The following is a 19791-nucleotide window of genomic DNA, read 5'->3' as shown; positions in this document are numbered from 1 at the left end:
TGAGCATCAACCAGATGACCGTCAAGGGGCTGACGCTGCCCGAGCTGGTCGACGCCTGCGCCCTGGCCGGGGTGGACTGGGTGGGCCTGTGGCGGGAGCCGGTGCGGGAGTACGGGGTCGGGGCCGCCGCCCGGCTGGTGCGCGAGGCCGGGCTGGGCGTGAGCACCCTGTGCCGCGGCGGGTTCCTCACCGCGACCGGCGCGGCCGACCGGGCCGCGGCCCTGGAGGACAACCGGGCCGCCGTCCGGGAGGCCGCCGAACTGGGCACCGACACCCTGGTCCTGGTCTGCGGCGGGTTGCCGCCCGAGGACCGTGACCTGCGGTCGGCGCGCGGCCGGATCGCCGACGCGCTGGAGGTCCTCGCCCCGTACGCCGCCGAGCACGGGGTGCGGTTGGCGATCGAGCCGCTGCACCCGATGTTCGCCTCGGACCGCTGCGCGGTCTCCACCCTGGAGCAGGCCCTCGACCTGGCCGAGGCGTTCCCCGCCGACCGGGTGGGCGTCTGCGTGGACACCTACCACGTGTGGTGGGACGACCACGCCCCCGCACAGCTGGACCGGGCCGCCCGGGCCGGCCGGGTGCACGCCTTCCAGCTCGCCGACTGGGTCACCCCGCTGCCCGAGGGGGTGCTCAACGGGCGCGGGCAGCTCGGGGACGGGGTGATCGACCTGCGGGGTTGGCACGCCCGGGTGGACGCCGCCGGGTACCCGGGGCCGGTGGAGGTCGAGTTGTTCAGCGACGTGCTGTGGCAGCGGGACGGCCGGGAGCTGCTGACCGAGACGGTGGCCCGCTACCTCGCCCACGCCGCTCCCTGAGCAACCGCCCGCCGGGGCGCGCACGGCGCGCGCCCCGGCGGACGGCGTGCGTTCGGGGCGGACGTCGAGCGGGCCCGGGGTGTCACCCGGCGCGTGTAGCGTCGGGGCATGGCGAATCCTGCGGAGGTCGAGGGGGTCCTCGAACGGATCACGTACGCCAACGAGGAGAACGGCTACACCGTCGCCCGGGTGGACACCGGCCGTGGCGCCGGCGACCTCCTCACGGTGGTGGGCGCGTTGCTCGGGGCGCAGGTCGGGGAGTCCCTGCGGATGCGGGGGCGGTGGGGTTCCCATCCGCAGTACGGCAAGCAGTTCCACGTCGACGACTACACGACCGTGCTGCCCGCCACGGTGCAGGGCATCCGCCGCTACCTGGGTTCCGGTTTGGTCAAGGGCATCGGCCCGGTGTTCGCCGACCGGATCACCCGGCACTTCGGGGTGGACACCCTGCGGATCATCGAGGAGGAGCCCAAGCGGCTGGTCGAGGTGCCGGGGCTGGGCCCCAAGCGCACCGGGAAGATCGCCGCGGCCTGGGAGGAACAGAAGGCGATCAAGGAGGTCATGCTCTTCCTCCAGACCGTCGAGGTGTCCACGTCCATCGCGGTGCGCATCTACAAGAAGTACGGCGACGACTCGATCGCCGTCGTCAAGGACCAGCCCTACCGGCTGGCCGCCGACGTCTGGGGCATCGGCTTCCTCACCGCCGACCGCATCGCCCAGTCGGTCGGCATCCCGCACGACAGTCCCGAGCGGGTCAAGGCGGGGCTCCAGCACGCCCTGTCCCAGTCGACCGACCAGGGGCACTGCTTCCTGCCCGAGGAGCGGCTGATAGCCGATGCGGTGAAGCTGCTCCAGGTGGACACCGGTCTGGTCATCGAGTGCCTGGACCAACTCGCCGCCCAAGAGGAGGGCGTGGTGCGCGAGCGGGTGCCCGGCGCCGAGGGCGAGGAGGTGACGGCGGTGTACCTGGTGCCGTTCCACCGGGCCGAGCTGTCCCTGTCCGGCCAGGTGCTGAGGTTGCTGCACACCGAGGAGGACCGGATGCCGGTGTTCCAGGACGTGGTGTGGGAGAAGGCGCTGGCCTGGCTCGCGAAGCGGACCGGCGCCGAGTTGGCGCCGGAGCAGGAGCAGGCCGTCCGCCTGGCGCTCACCCGCAAGGTCGCCGTCCTCACCGGCGGCCCGGGCTGCGGGAAGTCCTTCACCGTGCGGTCGATCGTTGAGCTGGCCCGGGCCAAGCGGGCGAAGGTGGTGCTGGCCGCGCCCACCGGCCGGGCCGCCAAGCGGCTGGCCGAGCTGACCGGGGCGGAGGCGTCGACGGTGCACCGGCTGCTGGAGCTGAAGCCGGGCGGCGACGCCTCCTACGACCGGGACCGTCCGCTGGACGCGGACCTGGTGGTGGTGGACGAGGCGTCGATGTTGGACCTGTTGTTGGCCAACAAGCTGGTCAAGGCGGTGGCGCCGGGGGCGCACCTGCTGTTCGTGGGGGACGTCGACCAGTTGCCCAGCGTCGGCGCCGGCGAGGTGCTGCGGGACCTGCTCGCGGACGGGGGTCCGGTTCCGGCCGTGCGGCTGACCAGGATCTTCCGGCAGGCCCAGGAGTCCGGGGTGGTCACCAACGCCCACCGGATCAACTCCGGTCTGCCGCCCGTCACCCGGGATCTGGCGGACTTCTTCCTCTTCGTGGAGGAGGACACCGAGGAGGCCGGCCGGCTCACCGTCGATGTCGCCGCCCGACGGATTCCGGCCAAATTCGGTTTGGATCCGCGGCGGGACGTCCAGGTGCTCGCGCCCATGCACCGGGGCCCCGCCGGAGCGGGGAACCTGAACGCGCTCCTCCAGCAGTCGATCACCCCGGGCCGTCCCGACCTGCCGGAAAAGCGGTTCGGCGGCCGGGTCTTCCGGGTCGGCGACAAGGTCACCCAGGTCCGCAACAACTACGAGAAGGGCACCAGCGGGGTCTTCAACGGCACCGTCGGCGTCGTCACCTCGCTCGACCTGGACGAACAGCGCCTGACGGTGGTGACGGACGAGGACGAGGAGGTGCCGTACGACTTCGACGAACTGGACGAACTCGCCCACGCCTACGCGGTGACCATCCACCGTTCGCAGGGGAGCGAATATCCAGCCGTCGTGATCCCCGTCACCACGGGGGCGTGGATGATGCTGCAACGCAATCTGCTCTACACGGCGGTGACGCGCGCCAAGAAGCTCGTCGTCCTCGTGGGCTCCCGCAAGGCCCTGGGCCAGGCGGTGCGCACGGTGTCGGCGGGGCGTCGCTGCACCGCCCTGGACTTCCGGCTGGCCGGGAGGTCCGGCTCCGGGAACGTTCCGACCGATCCGACCCCCATGGGTCGGTTTGATCGATCAAACGAGTCGGAAAGGTCACACGAGGCTTTCGGAACCAGGGCGAAGGGGGCAGGATAGGCAGGCTTGGCGGCACTCAGTGCCGCCAAGTAGCCCAGCGCTCGACCCCCAGTGCACCCTCCGGTGCGCCACCTGGGGGATGGTAGAGACACATCAGGGCACCTCGAAGATGAGGCACTACGTCGGTGAGGGAAGACGTGAGCGAGAAACTCGAAAACCGCGACAACTCGGTAGTAGTACGGTTCGGTGACGGTGAGTACACCTACCCCGTGATCGACAGTACCGTCGGTGACGCCGGCTTCGACATCGGGAAGCTTCGCGCCCAGACGGGCCTGGTGACGCTCGACAGCGGCTACGGCAACACGGCCGCGTACAAGTCGGCGATCACCTATCTCGACGGTGAGCAGGGCATCCTGCGCTACCGCGGTTACCCGATCGAGCAGCTCGCCGAGCACTCCAGCTTCCTGGAGGTGGCGTACCTGCTGATCAACGGCGAACTGCCGACCGTTGACGAGGGCGACGTCTTCCGCAACGAGATCACCCAGCACACGCTGCTGCACGAGGACGTCAAGCGCTTCTTCGACGGCTTCCCGCGGGACGCGCACCCGATGGCGATGCTCTCGTCCGTGGTCAGCGCACTGTCCACGTTCTACCAGGACAGCCACAACCCGTTCGACGAGCAGCAGCGGCACCTGTCCACGATCCGGCTGCTGGCCAAGCTGCCCACCATCGCTGCGTACGCCTACAAGAAGTCGATCGGCCACCCGTTCGTCTACCCGCGCAACGACCTCGGCTACGTCGAGAACTTCCTGCGCATGACCTTCTCGGTGCCCGCGCAGGAGTACGTGCCCGACCCGGTCGTCGTGGCGGCGCTGGACAAGCTGCTCATCCTGCACGCGGACCACGAGCAGAACTGTTCGACGTCCACCGTCCGGCTGGTGGGCTCCTCGCAGGCCAACATGTTCGCCTCGATCTCGGCCGGCATCTCCGCGCTGTGGGGCCCGCTGCACGGCGGCGCCAACCAGAGCGTGCTGGAGATGCTGGAGGGCATCCAGGCGTCCGGCGGTGACGTCGACTCCTTCATCCGCAAGGTGAAGAACAAGGAAGACGGCGTGAAGCTCATGGGCTTCGGGCACCGCGTCTACAAGAACTTCGACCCCCGGGCGAAGATCATCAAGGCGGCGGCGCACGACGTCCTCTCCGCCCTCGGCAAGTCCGACGAGCTGCTGGACATCGCCCTCAAGCTGGAGGAGCACGCGCTGGCCGACGACTACTTCGTCTCGCGCAAGCTCTACCCGAACGTCGACTTCTACACCGGCCTGATCTACCGGGCCATGGGCTTCCCGACCGAGATGTTCACCGTGCTCTTCGCGCTCGGTCGACTGCCCGGCTGGATCGCCCAGTGGCACGAGATGATCAAGGAGCCGGGTTCCCGCATCGGCCGTCCGCGGCAGATCTACACCGGGGTCGTCGAGCGCGACTTCGTGCCGGTCGAGTCCCGCTGACCGGCGGACGCCGTTGAGCGTCCGGCCGGAACGGGAAGGGTCCGGCTGGGACGAACGGCATGGAATCGCACCGGAGGGTTCCGGCCGGTGCGTGACCGCGGGACGCACGGGACGCCGCCCGGTCCGGGGGGCGGTGTTCCCCGGCGTCCGTGAAGTGTGAGGCCGTGGCACGCAGGGCGCGCCACGGGAACGGTCCATCGGGCATCGCAGGCGTGCGGTGCCCGATCGCGTTTCCCGGGCCTGTCGAGGGGCGCGCCGTCGAGGTCCGGAGGCCCGGGAGCGCCGGGGCGGGCCACGGGCCCGTACGGGGCGTACGGGGCCGGGACGGTCCACCGGGGCGCGTGGGGTGTGGGGGGTGCGGGAATCTGCCACTGAGGGGCGTGCGGACGCGTACGGGCGCGCGGAGGGTCTACGGGGGGCGGGCGCCGAAGTCGCCGTGCCGTCGAGGTTCGCCGTGCCCGGGGCGAGCGTCCGGGGCCGAGAAAGGCGGAAGGCGTCCCACCGTCAGTCCCCCCACGGGCCGACGAACGGGACGCCTTCCTTTGTCCCGGTGCGGATTCCCCCCACGGGATCCGGCCGGGCGCTCAAGGGCAGCACCTGCTGCTGGGGGTCGGGCGGCACTGCGATCTGCCGGGACCCGTACGTACGGGAGGGCCGCTCAAAGCTCCCCGGTGCACGTGCCCCGGCAACGCACTTCGGAGACGTCCCCCAAGACATCCCCGATGTCAGAAACGCCCCCCAAGACGTTCCTGGCATCGCCTTCTTAGACTCAACAGCATCCACGATGGTTACGTCGGGAATGCTGTGATCTATGTCTCCTGCATATGTCCATCTACCTGCGCAAGAGCCCGATATGGCGATCGGGGTTCAAGCGTAAGGATGTTGCGTGGGGTCTGTGAAGGGCCTCGGGGATAGTTACCGGAATGTCCTCGGCCACACCTCGTGCGTGGACCGCGGGACAACGGTGGGCGCCTCTCCCTCGTGCCGCTGCGGCCTACGGTAGCGCCGAACGCCCGGAAACGGGTTCGCTTTGGCGAGGGAGGCCGGGATTCTCGCTCCGTGGGACGCCGGACGGTCGGTACGGGGGGCGGAAACGGAACGAGCCGGACGTCGGCCCCCCTTGGGTGAGGGGACCGACGTCCGGCTCGGGCGGTCAGGCGCGACCGGTGAGTTCGTAGCCCGCCTCGTCGACGGCGCCGCGCACGGCCTCGTCGTCCAGGTCGGCGGTGGAGACCACGGTGACCAGGCCGGTGGCGGCGACCGCCTTCACCGAGCTGACTCCGGGGAGTGCGGAGATCTCGGTGGAGACGGCGCCCTCGCAGTGGCCGCAGGTCATGCCCGTCACCTGGTAGACGGTGGTCACGGAGTCCTGGGTCTGGGCGCTCATGGCGTTCTCCTCGGGTGTCTCGGGCGTGCTCGGTGTGCGGGGCCGCGGCCGGGCGGCGCGCGGGAAGTCGGGGGCGGGGTCCGTTTCCGGCGCCCCGACACCACCCAAGATATACCCCTGGGGGGTATAAAGCAAAGAGTGGGCCGGTCATCCGCCCCGGCGGTTGCGCGGGCGCATCGCGGCCCAGGTCCGCACGGTGTCCGCGTACCAGTAGGGCGTGCCGTCCCGCACCGCGTCGGGCGGGGGCATCAGCCCGTGCCTGCGGTACGAGCGGACGGTAGCGCGTTGGACGCGGATGTGGGCGGCGATGTGCTGGTACGACCAGAGGGTCGTGTCGGTGGTGCCGTTGGTGCCTGTGGCGTCGGTCACGGTCGGGCCTTCCGTCCGCGCCGCGGGGGTGGTGGGGCCACCGTGGGGCCGGGCGCGCTGACGGTCACCCAGCCTGTGTCCGCGGGGCGACGGGGCGGGCGGCGATACGCGGGCTTGTGGGGAAGGTGTGACGCAAGTCGTGTGAATCCATGACATGCGCGGCCGGCGCGCCCCGCCCCGCGCCGGCTCACACCCCGCAGGACCGCAGGAACGACCGGGTGCGCCGGGCGATGGGCAACGGGGCGTCCGGATCGCAGGGGTACATGTCCTGCTCCACGACCGCGAACAGGTCCGCGTCCAGCGCGCGGGCCGCCGTCAGGACCGGTCCGAGGTCGGGCACCCCCGCGGGCGGCTCGCACATCACGCCCCGGGCCACGGCCGGCCCGAACGGCAGGCCCTCCGCCCGCACCCCGGCGAGGACCGCCGGGTCCACCTGCTTGAGGTGCAGATAGCCGATGCGCTCGCCGTGGGTCTCGATCAACCGCACGGCGTCGCCCCCGCAGTAGGCGTAGTGGCCGGTGTCCAGGCACAGCGAGACCAGTTCCGGATCGGTGCCGTCGAGCAGGCGGACGACGTTCTCCTCGGTGTCGACGTGGGTGTCGGCGTGCGGATGGACCACCAGGCGCAGCCCGAACCGCTCCCGCACCTCGCGCCCCAGCCACTCGCTCCGGGAGGTCAGCGCGCGCCACTGCGCCGCGGTGAGCGTCCGCTCATCCAGCACCGCACCGGTCCGGTCGTCGCGCCAGAAGGAGGGGATGACCACGAGGTGCTCCGCGCCCGTCGCCCGGGCCAGTTCGGCGACCTCGGCGACCCGCTCCCGGGTGCGCTCCCAGGCGGCGTCCCCGTGGTGCAGCGGGGCGAAGACGGTGCCGGCGCTGATCCGCAGTCCCCGGCGCCCGGTCTCCTCGGCGAGCACCGCCGGGTCGGTGGGCAGGTAGCCGTACGGGCCCAACTCGATCCACTCGTAGCCGGCCGCGGCCACCTCGTCGAGGAAGCGGGGCCAGGGCACCTGCCGGGGGTCCTCGGCGAACCAGACGCCCCAGGAGTCGGGTGCCGAACCGATGCGGATGCGGGCGGGCGGGGCGGGCCGGGGCCCGGCCGGAGTCGTCATGCGGATCACCCTCCGGCCGGTCGAGAAGGGTGTCAAGGACTGGTCCGAATGTCCGGACAATGTGTTGACAGCGTTCCGCGGGGGCACTAGACGTGGACCCCACGACGCCGGAACGATCACCGGTGCACCGCCCGTGCACCGCACCACCGGCGTAGGCCCCCGGGGAAGGGACGCCCAGGTGACCGGCCCGCAGGACCGCACGCCGCAGGAGGACGCCCCCGCGCCCGGGGCCCGGTTCGACGTCCTCACCATGGGGCGGATCGGCGTCGACCTCTACCCGCTCCAGACCGGAGTGCCCCTCGCCGAGGTGACGACCTTCGGCAAGTTCCTCGGCGGCTCGGCGACCAACGTCGCCGTCGCGGCGGCCCGGCTCGGCCGCACCAGCGCGGTCATCACCCGCACCGGGCCGGACGCCTTCGGCAGCTATCTGCACCGCGCCCTGCGCGCGTTCGGGGTGGACGACCGCTGGGTCACCCCCGTGGCGGGCGCCCAGACCCCCGTCACCTTCTGCGAGGTGTTCCCGCCGGACGACTTCCCGCTCCTCTTCTACCGCCGGCCCAAGGCCCCCGACCTGGTGATCCACCCGCACGAGCTGGACCTCGACGCGGTCGCCGCCGCCCGGGTCTTCTGGATCACCGGCACCGGACTCAGCGAGGAGCCCAGCCGGACCGCGACCCTCGCCGCCCTCGCCCACCGCGCCCGGGCCGCCCCGCCGGACGCCGTCACCGTCTTCGACCTCGACTGGCGGCCGACGTTCTGGACCGACCCGGCCCGCGCGCGCCCGCACTACGCCCGCGCCCTCGCGCACGCCACCGTCGCGGTCGGCAACCTCGACGAGGTGGAGGTGGCCACCGGCGAACGCGACCCGTGGGCGGCGGCCGAGGCGCTGCTCGCGGCCGGGGTGCGGCTCGCCGTGGTGAAACGGGGACCCGCCGGGGTGCTGGCGCTCGCCGCGGACGGCGAACGCGTCGAGGTGCCGCCGCTGCCCGTCACCGTGCTCAACGGGCTGGGCGCGGGCGACGCCTTCGGCGGTGCGCTCTGCCACGGACTGCTGTCCGGCTGGGCACGGGAACGCACCCTGCGGTACGCCAACGCGGCCGGCGCGATCGTCGCCTCCCGGCTGGAGTGCTCCTCCGCGATGCCCGAACCGGGGGAGATCGAGGCGGCGCTCACCGCGGGCGAGGTGCGGTGACCGGCCCCGGGCGTCCGCGGGCCGCCGAGGGGCCGAGCGCCCCCGGCACCCGGCCGCTTCCGGCCGCCCCGCGGGAGCGACGGCCGTCGGATGGGTAGGGGCACCCCATGAAGAACAGCCGCCACCACCTCCCCGACGGAATCGCCCGGCGCGACGCCTACGACCTCATGATCGAGCCGCGCCACGCCGGCTGGTCCTACGCCGGTCTACGGGTGCTGAGCCTGGAACCGGACACCGCGCACACCCTGGTCACCGGGGACAGCGAGTGGATCGTGCTCCCGCTGGAGGGCAGCTGCACGGTCCGGGTGGACCGCCGGGTCATGGAGTTGGTGGGCCGCCGGGACGTGTTCGAGGGGGTCAGCGACTTCGCGTACGTGCCCCGCGACGCCTACGTCGGCATCAGCTCCGGCACCGGCGGCCTCTTCGCCCTGGCGGGGGCGAAGTGCGAACGCCGGCTCCCCGCCCGCTACGGCCCCGCGCCGGAGGTCCCCGTCGAAGCCCGCGGCAGCGGACTGACCGCCCGGGAGGTCCGCAACTTCGCCGCGGTCGACGCCTTCGACTGCGAACGGCTCATCGCGGTGGAGGTCGTCACCCCCGGCGGCAACTGGTCCTCGTACCCCCCGCACAAGCACGACGAACGGCTGCCGGGCCGGGAGAGCGAGCTGGAGGAGATCTACTACTACCGCTGCAAGCCCTCCCGGGACGGGCTGCCCGGCTTCGGGTACCAGCGGGTCTCCCGCTCCCGGGACGACGGCACCGACCTGCTCGCCGAGGTCCGCAGCGGGGACGCGGTGCTGGTGCCCGACGGCTGGCACGGCCCGTCGGTCGCCGCCCCCGACCACCCGATGTACTACCTGAACGTGATGGCCGGCCCCCGGCGGGAGTGGCTGATCAGCTTCCACCCCGACCACCCGCAGGGCTACCGGTGAACTCCCGCCCCGCCGACCCCCCGAGGCACCGATGACCGGCACCACCACGCTCACCGTCGCCCAGGCGCTCGTCCGCTTCCTCACCGTCCAGCACACCGAACGCGACGGCGAACGCCACCGGCTCGTCGACGCCGTGTGGGGAATCTTCGGGCACGGCAACGTCGCCGGGATCGGCCAGGCGCTGCTGGAACAGGGCGGGGCCATGCCGTTCCACCAGGGCCGCAACGAACAGGCGATGGTGCACGCGGCGGTCGGCTACGCACGCCAGTGCGGCCGGCTCCGCACCCACGCCGTCACCACCTCCATCGGCCCCGGCGCCACCAACCTGGTCACCGGCGCGGCCCTGGCCACCGTCAACCACCTGCCGGTGCTGCTGCTGCCCGGCGACACCTTCGCCACCCGCCCCGCCGACCCCGTCCTGCAACAGCTCGAAGTGCCCTGGGCGGGCGACGTGTCCGTCAACGACTGCCTGCGACCGGTCTCCCGCTACTTCGACCGGATCACCCGCCCGGAGGCCCTGGTCCCGGCGGCCCTCCAGGCCGTGCGGGTGCTCACCGACCCCGTCGCCACCGGGGCCGTCACCCTGGCGCTGCCGCAGGACGTGCAGGCCGAGGCGTACCCCTGGCCCGAGGAGTTCTTCCGCCCGCGGGTGTGGACGGTGCGCCGGCCGGCGCCCGACCCGGTCGAACTGGCCGCCGCCGTCGCCGCGGTCCGCGCCGCCCGCCGGCCCCTGGTCGTCGCCGGCGGCGGGGTGCGGCACAGCCGCGCCGAGGACGCGCTGCGCGCCTTCGCCGAGGCGACCGGCGCCCCCGTCGCCGCCACCCAGGCCGGCAAGGGAGCCCTGCCCTGGGACCACCCCGCCGACGTGGGCGGCATCGGACACACCGGCACGGCCACCGCCGACGCCCTGGCCCGCACCGCGGACCTGGTGATCGGCGTCGGCACCCGCTGGACCGACTTCACCACCGCCTCCGGCACCCTCTTCCCGCCCACCGCCCGCTTCCTCAACCTGAACATCGCCCCCTACGACGGCCACAAGATGGCCGGCCTGCCGCTGATCGCGGACGCCCGCGCCGGCTTGGAGGCCCTCACCCGGGCGCTCCACGCCCCGGGCCCCGGCCGCCGCCACGCCCCCGACCCGGCGTACGCGGCCGAGTACGCCGGCGCCAAGGCCGACTGGGAGGCGCGCGTGGACGCCGTCTACGCCGCCCCCGACCCCACCGCCCGCCCCACCCAGACCCAGGTCCTCGGTGCCCTCGACGCCCTGGTCACCGGCGAGGACGTCGTCATCAACGCCGCCGGCTCCCTCCCCGGCGACCTGCACAAGCTGTGGCGGACCCGCTCCCGCGACCAGTACCACCTGGAGTACGGCTACTCCTGCATGGGCTACGAGATCCCGGCCGCCCTCGGCGTCGCCCTGGCCGCCCCCGACCGGCCGGTGTGGGCGCTGGTCGGCGACGGCACCTATCTGATGCTCCCCACCGAACTCGTCACCGCCGTCCAGGAGGGCCTGCCCATCAAGGTGGTGATCCTCCAGAACCACGGCTACGCCTCCATCGGCGGACTCTCCGAGACCGTGGGCGGCGAGGGTTTCGGCACCGCCTACCGCCACCGGGCCGCGGACGGCGCCTTCACCGGCGACCCGCTGCCGGTGGACCTCGCCGCCAACGCGGCCAGCCTCGGCATGCGGGTGCTGCGCGCCGGCACCGTCGCCGAACTGCGCACCGCCCTCGCCACCGCCCGCGCCGCCGACGTCCCCACATGTGTCTACACGGAGACCCGAACACCCGACACTGTGTCGGGGGCGCCCCCGGCGCAGGCGTGGTGGGATGTGCCCGTGGCGGCCACCGCGACCCGGGCAGCCGCCCGCGCGGCCCGCATCGCGTACGAGCGGCGGGCCGCGACCCGGCACCGTCCGCTGTGATCCGGGGCCGTCCGCCGCAACGGCCGGCACGACCCGCGCACCGGACGGTGCCCACCCGCCCGGACCGGCCGCGAGAACACCCGAGAACTAGGGAGAGCGACCCGACATGACGAAGACCGTCCACCACTGGATCGGCGGGAAGGCCGTCGAAGGGACCTCGAACGCCCACGGTCCGGTCACCGACCCCGCCACCGGCGAGGTCACCGGCCGGGTAGCGTTCGCGTCCGTCGAAGAGGTGGACGCCGCGGTCGCCGCGGCCCGGGAGGCGTTCGCCACCTGGGGCACCTCCTCGCTCGCCCGGCGCACCGCGATCCTGTTCCGGTACCGCGCCCTGCTCGACGCCCACCGCGACGAGATCGCGGCACTGATCACCGCCGAGCACGGCAAGGTCCACGCCGACGCGCTCGGCGAGGTGGCCCGGGGCCTGGAGGTCGTCGAACTGGCCTGCGGGATCACCACCCAGCTCAAGGGCGAACTCTCCACCGAGGTCGCCGGCCGGGTGGACGTGGCCTCGATCCGGCAGCCGCTCGGCGTGGTCGTCGGCATCACCCCGTTCAACTTCCCCGCCATGGTGCCGCTGTGGATGTTCCCGCTCGCCGTGGCCTGCGGGAACACCTTCGTCCTCAAGCCCTCCGAGAAGGACCCCTCGGTCACCCTGCGGATCGCCGAACTCGCCGCCGAGGCCGGCCTGCCCGACGGCGTGTTCAACGTCGTCCAGGGCGACAAGGTGGCCGTGGACCGGCTGTTGGAGCACCCGGACGTGGCCGCCGTCTCCTTCGTCGGCTCCACCCCCATCGCCCGGTACGTCCACGCCACCGCCACCGCCCACGGCAAGCGCGTCCAGGCCCTCGGCGGCGCCAAGAACCACATGCTGGTGCTGCCGGACGCCGACCTCGACGCCGCCGCCGACGCGGCCGTCTCCGCCGCCTACGGCTCCGCCGGCGAACGCTGCATGGCCGTCTCCGCGGTGGTCGCCGTGGGCGCGATCGGCGACGACCTCGTCGCCCGCATCAAGGAACGCGCCGAGAAGATCACCATCGGCCCCGGCCACGACCCCGCCTCCGAGATGGGCCCGCTGATCACCGCCGCCCACCGCGACAAGGTCGCCTCCTACGTGCGCGGGGCCGCCGCCCAGGGCGCCGAGGTGGTCCTCGACGGCACCGGCTTCACCGTCCCCGGCCACGAGGACGGCCACTGGATCGGCATCTCGCTGCTGGACCGGGTGCCCGTCACGGCGGACGCCTACCGGGACGAGATCTTCGGCCCGGTGCTGTGCGTGCTGCGCGCCGACACATACGAGGAGGGCCTGGCCCTCGTCAACGCCTCCCCCTACGGCAACGGCACCGCCGTCTTCACCCGCGACGGGGGCGCCGCCCGCCGCTTCCAACTGGAGGTCCAGGCCGGCATGGTCGGCGTCAACGTGCCGATCCCGGTCCCCGTGGGCTACCACTCCTTCGGCGGCTGGAAGGACTCCCTCTTCGGCGACCACCACATCTACGGCAAGGACGGCGTCCACTTCTACACCCGCGGCAAGGTCGTCACCACCCGCTGGCCCGACCCCGCCGACGCCCCCGCCGGCGTCGACCTCGGCTTCCCCCGCAACCACTGAGCCGCCCCGGCACCCGGGCCGTACCGCACCCGCGGTACGGCCCGCGGGCCGCGTACTCCCCGGGGACGGGCCCCGGTTCACCCCCCGGGCCGTCCGAACGGTGACGCCCTCCGCTTACGGTGGAGCGCATGGAACCCCGAACGCCCCGGCCACCCCGGCTGCGCCGCCCCCGGCGGACGCTCGCCGCCGTGGCCGGCGTCGCGCTGCTCGCCGCGGCCGGCACCTGGACGGCCGCCGCCGCAGACGACCCGCCCCCGGTGCACCGCACCGACCGCGTCCTCGACACCGGCGACGCCCGCATCGACACCGCGTACTTCACCGCCGGCGATGCCGGCCGCCGCCCCGCCGTCCTGCTCGGACACGGCTTCGGCGGCGACAAGGACGACGTCCGCGAACAGGCCGAGGACCTCGCCCGCGCCGGCTACGCGGTGCTGACCTGGTCCGCCCGGGGCTTCGGCGACTCCGACGGACGCATCGGGCTCAACGACCCGAAGGGCGAGGTCGCCGACGTCTCCCGGCTGATCGACTGGCTCGCCGAACGCCCCGAGGTCCGCCTCGACGGCGAGGGCGACCCGCGGGTCGGCATGTCCGGCGCCTCCTACGGCGGCGCGATCTCCCTGCTCACCGCCGGCCACGACGACCGGGTCGACGCCCTCGCGCCCCGGATCACCTACGGCAACCTCGCCGACGCCCTGTTCCCCGGCGGCGTGTTCAAGAAGACCTGGGCCGGACTGTTCGTCAACGCCGGCGGCGGCTGCCACCGCTTCGAACCCGAACTGTGCCGGATGTACGAGCGGATCGCCGAGCGCGGCGCCCCCGACGACGCGGCCCGCGCCCTGCTGGAGGCCCGCTCCCCGGCCGCCGTCGCCGACCGGATCACCGCGCCCGCCCTGCTCGTCCAGGGCCAGCACGACTCCCTGTTCACCCTGGACCAGACCGACGCCCTGGCCCGGCAGCTGCGCGCGGGCGGCGCCCCCGTCGCCGTCGACTGGACCCACGGCGGCCACGACGGCGGCGACCAGGAGGGCGACCGGGTCGAGGCCCGCATCACCCGCTGGTTCGACCGGCACCTCAAGGGCGACGAGGACGTCGACACCGGCCCCGCCTTCCGGGTCACCCGCACCGGCGGGCTCGACTCCACCAACGGCGCGGCCCAGCTCCGCGGCGCCGACGCGGACACCTACCCCGGCCTGACCGGCAGCACCCGCGCCGTCGCCCTGACCGGCCGCCCGCAGACCTTCGCCAACCCGGCCGGCGCCAGCCCGCCCGCGGTCTCCGGACTCCCCGGCCTCGGCGCCGCCGGTGGCGGCGCGGGCCTCTCCCAGCTCTCCGCGCTCGGCCTGGGCATCTCCCTCGACTTCCCCGGCCAGTTCGCCCGCTTCGACTCGGCGCCGCTCACCGAGGACCTCCGCATCACCGGCACCCCCCGGGTCCGGGTCGAGGTCACCTCCACCGCCCCCGAAGCCGTGCTCTTCGCCAAGGTGTACGACGTCGGCCCGGACGGCACCCAGCAGGTGCTGCCCGCCCAACTCGTCGCCCCGCTGCGCGTCGACGGACTCGGCGAGGGCCGCAGCAAGGAGGTCACCCTCACCCTCCCCGCCATCGACCACGAGGTGCAGCGCGGCCACCGGCTCCGCCTCGCCGTGTCCTCCACCGACCTCGGCTACGCCTCCCCGACCGCCCCCGCCACGTACGGCGTCACCGTCCGCGGTGCCCTCGACGTGCCCACCGCACCGGACGTGGAGACCGCCGCAGCCCCGCTGCCGAGCTGGGTGTGGACGCTGCCGCCGGCCGCCGTGGTCGTCGCCGCCGCGCTGCTGCTGACCGGCCGCCGCCGGACCGCCCCCGTCGCCCCGGACCCCGACCTCGCGGAGGTCCCGCTCCAGATCACCGGCCTCAGCAAGCGGTACGCGGGCGCCACCGACCGGTACGCGGTCCGCGAGCTCTCCTTCCGGGTCGAGAAGGGCCAGGTCCTCGGACTCCTCGGCCCCAACGGTGCCGGCAAGACCACCACCCTGCGCATGCTCATGGGCCTCATCCGTCCCGACGCCGGCGAGATCCGGGTCTTCGGCCACGCCATCCGCCCCGGCGCACCCGTGCTCTCCCGGGTCGGCGCCTTCGTCGAGGGCGCCGGCTTCCTGCCGCACCTCACCGGCCGCGAGAACCTGGACCTCTACTGGCGGGCCACCGGCCGCCCCGCCGCCGACGCCCACCTCGACGAGGCCCTGGAGATCGCCGGCCTCGGCGACGCCCTCGCCCGCGCGGTGCGCACCTACTCCCAGGGCATGCGGCAACGACTCGCGCTCGCCCAGGCCATGCTCGGCCTGCCGGACCTGCTGATCCTCGACGAACCCACCAACGGACTCGACCCGCCACAGATCCGCGAGATGCGCGAGGTGATGATCCGCTACGCTGCCGCCGGCCGCACCGTGATCGTCTCCAGCCACCTCCTCTCCGAAGTCGAACAGTCCTGCACCCACCTGGTCGTCATGGACCGCGGTCAACTGGTCCAGGCCGGGCCCGTCGACGAGATCGTCGGCTCCGGCGACGCCCTGCACGTGGGCCTGGCCGGCGAGGTCCCCGACCCCCTGGTCGAGAAGATCGCCGCCCTCCCCGGCGTCGCCTCCGCCGTGCGCACCGACGACGGACTCCTGGTCCGGCTCGCCGAAGCCGGCCCCGACACCTCCCGCACCCTCCTCGCCGACCTGGTGCGCCTGGAGGTCCCCGTCACCTCCCTGGGCCCGCACCGCCGACTGGAAGACGCCTTCCTCACCCTGATCGGAGGCCCGCAGTGACCGCCACCGAGAACCCCCCGGTGGAGCAGCCGCAGACCACGGCCCGGCCCGTCCCCGCCACCGAGTCGGCCCCCGGCTACCGGGCCGGCGCCACCCTGCCGCTCCGCGTCGAACTCGTCCGCCAACTGCGCCGCCGCCGCACCCTGGTCATGGGCGCCGTCCTCGGACTGCTCCCGTTCGTGCTCGCCGCGGCCTTCGCCATCGGCGGCGACCCCGCCGAACGGGAGGGCGCCGCCGAGCGGATCTCCCTCATGGACACCGCCACCGCGTCCGGCGCCAACTTCGCCGCCACCTGCCTGTTCGTGTCCGCGGGCTTCCTGCTGGTGATCCCCGTCGCCCTGTTCTGCGGCGACACCGTCGCCTCCGAGGCGAGCTGGTCGTCCCTGCGCTACCTGCTCGCCGCACCCGTGCCCCGGGCCCGGCTGCTGTGGTCCAAGCTCACCGTCGCCCTCGGCATGAGCCTCGCGGCGATCGTGCTGCTGCCCGTCGTCGGCCTCCTGGTCGGCACCGTCCTCTACGGCTGGGGCCCGCTGCACATCCCCACCGGCGGCACCCTCGACGCAGGCACCGCAGCCGGGCGCCTGGTCGTCGTCATCGGGTACGTCTTCGTCTCCCAACTGGTCACCGCGGGACTGGCGTTCTGGCTCTCCACCCGTACCGACGCCCCGCTCGGCGCGGTCGGCGGCGCGGTCGGACTCACCATCGTCGGCAACGTCCTCGACGCGGTCACCGCCCTCGGCGACTGGCGCGACTTCCTCCCCGCGCACTGGCAGTTCGCCTGGGCCGACGCCGTCCAACCCCGCCCCGAATGGGGCGGCATGATCCAGGGCGCGTCCGTCTCCCTCGCCTACGCGATCGTCCTGTTCGCCCTGGCCTTCCGCGGCTTTGGGCGCAAGGACATCGTGTCGTAGCCGGACCCCGGGCCCGTCGTCCGTGCCGCCTGCGGCGCGCACGACGGGCCCGGCACGGGGGCTCACCCCGTGCAGACGCTGCGCAAGCCGCGGAGCAGGCTCACGGTGTGCAGCCGGTCCAACTCCCGTGCGTACGCCTGCCCCGCCGCCGACACGGAGACCGAGAACGGGCAGGACGCCGCCGCCCGCTCCCGCTGGGACGCCTTCAACGCGTCCAGCAGCCGCGTGGTGATCCGGTCCAACACCGGCCGCACCTCCCGGGTCAGGTCCGGCCGCCCGCTCGGCCGCTCCTCGGGGTGGGCGTCCCACCGGGCGAACAACGCCCGCTGCACCTTCTTCCCCGCCTCCATCTGGTCCCGGAACACCGCCGCCGCGTGCACCGGGTCCAGCCCCATCGCCGCCGCCCGCCTCGTCACGTCCTCCAGGACCTGCCGCTCCCGCACCGGGTCCTCGATCGGCAGCACCGTCCCGTACTTGGCCGCGGCCACCACGTCGGCCACCAACAGCCGCTCCACCAACAGCGCGGTGACCGCGTCGACCGGCCGCACCACCCCGCCCCGCCCGGACACCGCGGCCGGAGTGGAAGCCGCCGCCTCCACCACGGACGCCTGCCCCTGCCGGGCGGCGACGGGCAACGGCGCGAGCGCGAGCAGCGCCAGCGAACCGGCGACGGCGGTGAGGGCGACGGTACGGGGACGGGGAACGCACAAAGCGAGGGTTCTGTTCATATGACCTGTGTAGCAGGAGAGTTGACACGAGCGCAGGAGTACCGCACCACAGTGTTTACCGGTACGGAACGGGACGTTCGGTGGACTGCGTCACCTTCCCTGACCGAATCTCCGACGCTTGGCGGCCTTGCTCCAGCCCTGGTGGGAAGGCGGCGGCGGCTTCCTGTCGGGTGCCGGGTCGAGATCGTCCGCGGGTGTCCACGTCGGTGCCTGCCGCCCACCGCCTGCCGCCGGCCGCCGGATCAGGGTGAGCCCGTCGTGGTCCACCGGCTGCCAGGCGTGCTCGTGGGCGTCGAAGGCGAAACCCTGCTCGTTGTCCGCATGGTGGACGAGGAGCGCACGACCGTTGCCCGAGTACTCCTGCACCTCGTCCCACAGGACCTGTCGCACCCGGGCCGAGGGCCGGCCGACGAAGACTCCGGGAGAGACCTCCTGGAGCCAGCGGGTGAGGAAGCCCCGGAGTCCGGCAGGGCAGCTGGCGAGGACGATGACGGTCACCACTCGTTCCCGTCGTCGTGGTTGCGTCCGCTCTCCAGGCGGATGCCCCAGTCGGACTGGACCGTCATGCGGTCCGTTCCCCCGGGGGCCGCCCCCAGCAGCGACTGGACGTCCCCTACGCAACGCTCCAGCAGACCCGTCGCGTGGATGCGGTCCCGCAGTGCGCGACGGGTCCGTCCCGCGACGTCCTCCGGCCCCTCCGCGGCGGCGTCGAACGCCGCCGGGATCGCCGCCTCGACCTTGTAGAGGTCCGCCACGTCCATCACGAACGACAACTCGTGGCCCGAGTGGACGAAGCCGAGGGCCGGGGAGCAACCGAGCGCGGCGACCACGGCGTGGGCCACCCCGTACATGCACTGGGCCGCGGCCGTGACCGCCTGGTTCGCCGCGTCGCCCGCGGCGAAGTCCTCCCGGTCGTAATCACGACGCAGCCACGGCACGCCCGTCCGCGCCGACTCGCGGCGGTAGCACTCCTTCAGACGGCGTCCCTCCATGCCCAGCAGCTGCTGACGGGTGCACGAGGAGGGGTCCTCGTCGGGGAACCTCAGTCGGTACATGGCCCGGGCCACACCGAGCCGGCGCTGCTGGTTCGCCCACGCCGAAGCCTGGGCCTCCGCGAGGGAGGAGGAGCGGTTCAGGGCACGCCCACCCGCGTAGTAGCGCACCGCGCGTTCCCCCACCCACACCACACCGGCACCGCTGTCCCCGAGCAGCGTCATCGCCTGATGGGTCACTTCGGTGCCCGGCCCGAGCAACAGGGTGCCGATCGTCGCGGACGGGATGTGCCGCACCCCGTCCGCGTCTGTCGCGGTGATCGCGTTGTTGTCCCGGCTCACCTTGCACCGCTCCAGGTACAGGAACGACGACCGGTCCCCGACCCGGGTCAGTTCGCGTGGAGTGGCTGCCCCGCGCCTGCCGACCGTGCTCATGCCGTCCTCTCCGTAGCGCCGCTCACCGGTGCGAGAGTCATCAGCCCGCAGCCGTACGCCTTGGCTTTGCCGAGCCCCTGGGTCAAGGCCCGACGCAGCAGGTCCACGTCGGTGACCCGCAGTCGTCCGTCATAGGTGACGCGGGTGAACTGGACGTCTCCCTTCGCCGCCGAGGGCCTGCGGAACCTCAACGGCAGCCGGTCCCGGAGCATCACCTCGTACCCCTCGTCCACGCCGGGAAGCCGTCGTTCCTCCGGCTTCCGGAGCACCTCGAAGCCATTGGCCTCCTGCCGTGCCAACAGCCAACCGAGCTGCTGACGGGCGGTGACGTGCGCCAACCGCTTGGTACGAACCGTCCGGTCCTCCGACAACCGCACCGCGTGCACCGGGTTCGCGGTCAACCGGAAGCCCCAGGAGTCCCCGGCCGCCAGGGCCCCGAGGAAGTCCCCGTACGGGAAGCTGTCCCAGCCGGGCCCCTCCGCCGCCGGCCACCCGGCCTGCTCCACCAGATGGGTCAGGTCGGGCCGAGACGGGCTGGTGACGTAGAGCAGTGCCCGACCGGACGGCTCGTGGTCCACCCGCCACAGCACCCGGGGTCCCGGGACACCTCGGGGAGGTAGCTCCGGGAACGCCGCGTTCACGGCTCCGTGCATGAGGTGCGGTGACGACAACAGTCGCCGTGCGTCGCGGCGTTGGGTGTTGATGCGGAATCGGGTCAGGTACAT

16 protein-coding genes are annotated in these 19791 nt (G+C 73.2%); 9 read left to right on the top strand and 7 right to left on the bottom strand.

Features of this window, described 5'->3' with window-relative positions; genetic code table 11:
- Nucleotides 1-14 precede the first annotated feature (14 nt).
- The 3 genes from ACSMX9_RS08135 (at nt 15) to ACSMX9_RS08125 (ending at nt 4684) form a co-directional block, all read left to right on the top strand.
- Nucleotides 15-815, top strand: a complete 801-nt coding sequence (locus ACSMX9_RS08135; RefSeq protein ID WP_351243304.1) for a sugar phosphate isomerase/epimerase family protein — start codon at nt 15-17, stop codon at nt 813-815.
- A 108-nt stretch (nt 816-923) separates the two neighbouring features.
- Nucleotides 924-3239: an SF1B family DNA helicase RecD2 gene (gene recD2, locus ACSMX9_RS08130; protein WP_445401164.1), complete on the top strand. Its 2316-nt coding sequence runs from the start codon at nt 924-926 to the stop codon at nt 3237-3239.
- A 125-nt stretch (nt 3240-3364) separates the two neighbouring features.
- Nucleotides 3365-4684, top strand: coding sequence for a citrate synthase (locus ACSMX9_RS08125; protein WP_445401162.1), 1320 nt, complete (start codon nt 3365-3367; stop codon nt 4682-4684).
- 1153 nt (nt 4685-5837) lie between these two features.
- Here the strand turns inward: ACSMX9_RS08125 and ACSMX9_RS08120 are convergent.
- The 3 genes from ACSMX9_RS08120 to ACSMX9_RS08110 form a co-directional block, all read right to left on the bottom strand.
- Nucleotides 5838-6071 carry a heavy-metal-associated domain-containing protein gene (locus tag ACSMX9_RS08120; RefSeq protein ID WP_351243272.1) on the bottom strand — a complete coding sequence of 78 codons (234 nt, stop codon included), beginning with the start codon at nt 6069-6071 and terminating at the stop codon, nt 5838-5840.
- 147 nt (nt 6072-6218) lie between these two features.
- Complete coding sequence (locus tag ACSMX9_RS08115) at nt 6219-6440, bottom strand: MarR family transcriptional regulator (RefSeq protein ID WP_445401160.1); 222 nt, start codon at nt 6438-6440, stop codon at nt 6219-6221.
- A gap of 187 nt (nt 6441-6627) precedes the next feature.
- The gene (locus ACSMX9_RS08110) at nt 6628-7551 is read right to left on the bottom strand and encodes a sugar phosphate isomerase/epimerase family protein (protein ID WP_445401158.1); all 924 of its coding nucleotides are present in this window, start codon (nt 7549-7551) and stop codon (nt 6628-6630) included.
- 250 nt (nt 7552-7801) lie between these two features.
- Between ACSMX9_RS08110 and iolC the strand changes: the two genes are divergently transcribed.
- From iolC to ACSMX9_RS08080, 6 genes are all read left to right on the top strand, one after another.
- Nucleotides 7802-8743, top strand: coding sequence for a 5-dehydro-2-deoxygluconokinase (gene iolC, locus ACSMX9_RS08105; RefSeq protein WP_445402929.1), 942 nt, complete (start codon nt 7802-7804; stop codon nt 8741-8743).
- 107 nt (nt 8744-8850) lie between these two features.
- A complete protein-coding gene (gene iolB, locus ACSMX9_RS08100) occupies nt 8851-9672 on the top strand; it encodes a 5-deoxy-glucuronate isomerase (protein WP_445401156.1) in 822 nt (273 codons plus the stop codon).
- A 31-nt stretch (nt 9673-9703) separates the two neighbouring features.
- Nucleotides 9704-11596, top strand: coding sequence for a 3D-(3,5/4)-trihydroxycyclohexane-1,2-dione acylhydrolase (decyclizing) (gene iolD, locus ACSMX9_RS08095; protein WP_445401154.1), 1893 nt, complete (start codon nt 9704-9706; stop codon nt 11594-11596).
- 106 nt (nt 11597-11702) lie between these two features.
- Entirely contained in the window at nt 11703-13205 is a 1503-nt protein-coding gene (locus tag ACSMX9_RS08090; protein WP_445401152.1) for a CoA-acylating methylmalonate-semialdehyde dehydrogenase, read from the top strand.
- Between the two features lie 128 nt (nt 13206-13333).
- Nucleotides 13334-16000 (top strand): alpha/beta fold hydrolase, encoded by a 2667-nt coding sequence (locus ACSMX9_RS08085; protein ID WP_445401150.1) that lies wholly within the window; start codon nt 13334-13336, stop codon nt 15998-16000.
- Nucleotides 15997-16911, top strand: coding sequence for an ABC transporter permease (locus ACSMX9_RS08080; protein WP_445401148.1), 915 nt, complete (start codon nt 15997-15999; stop codon nt 16909-16911). The genes ACSMX9_RS08085 and ACSMX9_RS08080 overlap by 4 nt, the downstream gene beginning before the upstream one ends.
- 62 nt (nt 16912-16973) lie before the next feature.
- Here ACSMX9_RS08080 and aroQ read toward each other — a convergent pair whose 3' ends face one another.
- The 4 genes from aroQ to cas6e all read right to left on the bottom strand — a co-directional run bounded on the left by aroQ (nt 16974) and on the right by cas6e (nt 19791).
- A complete protein-coding gene (aroQ, locus tag ACSMX9_RS08075) occupies nt 16974-17639 on the bottom strand; it encodes a gamma subclass chorismate mutase AroQ (protein ID WP_351243256.1) in 666 nt (221 codons plus the stop codon).
- A gap of 90 nt (nt 17640-17729) precedes the next feature.
- Nucleotides 17730-18137, bottom strand: a complete 408-nt coding sequence (cas2e, locus tag ACSMX9_RS08070; protein ID WP_445401146.1) for a type I-E CRISPR-associated endoribonuclease Cas2e — start codon at nt 18135-18137, stop codon at nt 17730-17732.
- Nucleotides 18134-19066, bottom strand: a complete 933-nt coding sequence (gene cas1e, locus ACSMX9_RS08065; protein ID WP_445401144.1) for a type I-E CRISPR-associated endonuclease Cas1e — start codon at nt 19064-19066, stop codon at nt 18134-18136. The genes cas2e and cas1e overlap by 4 nt, the downstream gene beginning before the upstream one ends.
- Nucleotides 19063-19791: a type I-E CRISPR-associated protein Cas6/Cse3/CasE gene (gene cas6e, locus ACSMX9_RS08060; protein ID WP_445401142.1), complete on the bottom strand. Its 729-nt coding sequence runs from the start codon at nt 19789-19791 to the stop codon at nt 19063-19065. The genes cas1e and cas6e overlap by 4 nt, the downstream gene beginning before the upstream one ends.

Source organism: Streptomyces sp. LE64, assembly GCF_052606915.1.
Note: the sequence above shows the minus strand (reverse complement) of the source record. Positions and strands in the feature narration are given on the sequence as shown.

Coding starts and splice junctions, on each gene's coding strand:
- ACSMX9_RS08085 (WP_445401150.1), top strand. CDS start 13,334: ATGGAACCCCGAACGCCCCGGCCACCCCGGCTGCGCCGCCCCCGGCGG.
- aroQ (WP_351243256.1), bottom strand. CDS start 17,639: ATGAACAGAACCCTCGCTTTGTGCGTTCCCCGTCCCCGTACCGTCGCC.
- cas1e (WP_445401144.1), bottom strand. CDS start 19,066: ATGAGCACGGTCGGCAGGCGCGGGGCAGCCACTCCACGCGAACTGACC.
- ACSMX9_RS08135 (WP_351243304.1), top strand. CDS start 15: ATGACCGTCAAGGGGCTGACGCTGCCCGAGCTGGTCGACGCCTGCGCC.
- cas6e (WP_445401142.1), bottom strand. CDS start 19,791: ATGTACCTGACCCGATTCCGCATCAACACCCAACGCCGCGACGCACGG.
- ACSMX9_RS08110 (WP_445401158.1), bottom strand. CDS start 7,551: ATGACGACTCCGGCCGGGCCCCGGCCCGCCCCGCCCGCCCGCATCCGC.
- ACSMX9_RS08090 (WP_445401152.1), top strand. CDS start 11,703: ATGACGAAGACCGTCCACCACTGGATCGGCGGGAAGGCCGTCGAAGGG.
- iolD (WP_445401154.1), top strand. CDS start 9,704: ATGACCGGCACCACCACGCTCACCGTCGCCCAGGCGCTCGTCCGCTTC.
- ACSMX9_RS08120 (WP_351243272.1), bottom strand. CDS start 6,071: ATGAGCGCCCAGACCCAGGACTCCGTGACCACCGTCTACCAGGTGACG.
- recD2 (WP_445401164.1), top strand. CDS start 924: ATGGCGAATCCTGCGGAGGTCGAGGGGGTCCTCGAACGGATCACGTAC.
- iolB (WP_445401156.1), top strand. CDS start 8,851: ATGAAGAACAGCCGCCACCACCTCCCCGACGGAATCGCCCGGCGCGAC.
- iolC (WP_445402929.1), top strand. CDS start 7,802: ATGGGGCGGATCGGCGTCGACCTCTACCCGCTCCAGACCGGAGTGCCC.